The organism is Vibrio sp. S234-5 (assembly GCF_000960595.1).
Taxonomy (GTDB): Bacteria; Pseudomonadota; Gammaproteobacteria; order Enterobacterales; family Vibrionaceae; genus Vibrio.
Genome location: NZ_JZAM01000043.1, coordinates 1 through 699, shown reverse-complemented (window position 1 = coordinate 699; position 699 = coordinate 1). Strand labels below are relative to the sequence as shown.

At 43.3% G+C, this 699-nt stretch carries 1 protein-coding gene and 1 pseudogene; both read right to left on the bottom strand.

Annotated features, from left to right (window positions below; translation table 11 throughout):
- The coding region (locus UF06_RS01170) for a helix-turn-helix domain-containing protein (protein ID WP_045568812.1) at positions 1–186 on the bottom strand (186 nt) is incomplete at its 3' end.
- A 61-nt stretch (positions 187–247) separates the two neighbouring features.
- Positions 248–699, bottom strand: a pseudogene (locus UF06_RS01165) (IS630 family transposase); the annotation flags it as partial.

Below are 699 nucleotides of genomic sequence, written 5' to 3'. Positions count from 1 at the left end.
ACCTTCTTCAAGAAAAGTGTGAACCCACTTATTAACACTGGTTCGGCTCACCATAAGAAACTTGGCGATTTGGGTGCGAGAGTGTCCCTCTTTGAAATGAGCGAGGGCCAGCAATCTCATTTTCATCTGAATAGATTTCTGCTGGCTTGCGAGCTTTTTAAAGTCGATATTATTGAGACTGTCCATAGCGAATAAGTTTTATCGTTGAATGGCCTCAATTAGATCACATTTTTACTTATATTGGTATGACATTGCTAAACGGTTCTGCAATGTCATTGGTATGCCAAATCGCCCCATCCATAATGATGACGGCATGACGCCCTTTTTCAGTGATTGCCGATATTTGCTTTAAATGCTCGATCATGATCTCTTTATTAACCCAAGGAACAACCATCGCTTCGCCAATTCCTCTCGCGGGACAGACAGAACCAAACAGATACGCATATTCAAATTGTTGTTGCTTCACGGCTCTGGGACGGGTTCCTTTCTCTGCCCAGAACCGTGTTGTGGTGTTTTGCTGGCCAAATCTGGCTTCATCCTGAAGCCAGATATCAACACGCTCTAAAGCGATGTGTCCTGGGATCTTCAGGATCGTTTCAATTTTGAATTTTTTTAAAATCGTCTTGGACTTCTTGAGATTGCTTGGGGTGTTTTGAGCGGGAAGTTATCCATGAAAAGCCCATGTGGTCGAGCAGGTAA